Origin of the sequence: uncultured Mucilaginibacter sp. (assembly GCF_937859865.1) — a bacterium.
GTDB lineage: Bacteria > Bacteroidota > Bacteroidia > Sphingobacteriales > Sphingobacteriaceae > Mucilaginibacter_A.
On sequence record NZ_CALMAT010000151.1, the window covers coordinates 13,912 to 15,051 of the forward strand.

At 38.5% G+C, this 1,140-nt stretch carries 3 protein-coding genes; all 3 read right to left on the reverse strand.

The genetic code is table 11. From position 1 onward, the window contains the following. On the reverse strand, nucleotides 1–357 hold a 357-nt coding region (locus Q0192_RS16505; protein ID WP_299291168.1), incomplete at its 3' end, for a Gfo/Idh/MocA family oxidoreductase. A gap of 143 nt (nucleotides 358–500) precedes the next feature. Further along, on the reverse strand, nucleotides 501–923 hold the full coding sequence (locus Q0192_RS16510) for an ester cyclase (RefSeq protein ID WP_299291170.1): 423 nt from the start codon (nucleotides 921–923) through the stop codon (nucleotides 501–503). Nucleotides 924–986: 63 nt separating this feature from the next. Beyond that, on the reverse strand, nucleotides 987–1,140 hold a 154-nt coding region (locus tag Q0192_RS18825; protein ID WP_366518208.1), incomplete at its 5' end, for an L-histidine N(alpha)-methyltransferase.

The following is a 1,140-nucleotide window of genomic DNA, read 5'->3' on the forward strand; positions in this document are numbered from 1 at the left end:
CATCGAAACCGGCAACACTACATAAACGATATCAATGTCCGGGTTTTGGGCGATGGAATCAAAGTTTTGGTAGTTGTAAATGTTTTTTTGCGGGATGTTGTACTTTGCCGACCAAGTTTTTGCTTTTTCCGGTGTTCCGGTAACAATCCCGGCTAAGTAACAATTTTTGGTTTGCTGCAAAGCCGGTGCTAATTGTCCGCTGCTGTAACTACCCAAGCCAACCAAAGCGACACCCAATTTTTTAGGTGGTAAAAGAAGCTCATCAAACGATGAAAGCGCCGAACCTAACGTTAAAGTACCTGCACCAACGGATAGTTGACGGAGAAAATCTCGGCGGGAAGAAAGGTTGGTTTTCATAACTTAATTTTTTATCAAAACACTATAAATGAGATGCTTGTTTTACCGGTAAAAAAATTGATCAAACCATAAAAAAAGCCTTAATAAAAAAATCCCGAACCTAAAGGCCGGGATTTTGATGATCAGAAAAAGGAAATTAAACCTTAAATCTCTTCCAGCTTTACACCTAATTGTTTTAAAATTCCTAACTCATCCGAACTTCCCCAGCGTTCTGTCATTTTGCCGTTTTCAAACTTACTAATTTGCATACCACGTGCTTTAATTTTCTTTCCGGTTGGCTGAACTTCTTCCATGAAAACACCTTCATGCGTTCCTGTAATCGTATAAGCAAAAGCTACTTTGTCTTCATCGGCAACCAATTGTTCAACCTCAACTTTCAAATCAGGGAAAGCAGTTCTCATCATTTTGAAGAACTTAATATAACCTTCCGGTCCTGTACCTTGCCCCGGTGAAGGATCGTGATCAATGGAATCCGAAGAAATCAGATCGCGTAATAAATCTAAATGCCCTGTATTTACGGCTTCGCCAAATTTTTTCTGAGTCTCAATATTTGCTTGTGCGCTCATTTATTTTTTGAATTAATTTTTGTTTATAACAAATAACACGTAAAACAGTTTATTTTTATCCTATTATTCACACTCCCAAACTGCATCCACAAACCACTTTTTACCATCAAAAAAATGGGCAACAGGTTCAAAACCGGCCTGCTTTGCCAGTGTGTCCGTTTCTTGCAAGTGATATTTTTGCGAAACTTCCATGTCAATCAGTTCGTTTTCTTCAAAC

What these genes read in the sequence shown, in the direction of transcription:
- Q0192_RS16510 (WP_299291170.1), bottom strand. Translation starts at nt 923, where the DNA reads ATGAGCGCACAAGCAAATATTGAGACTCAGAAAAAATTTGGCGAAGCC.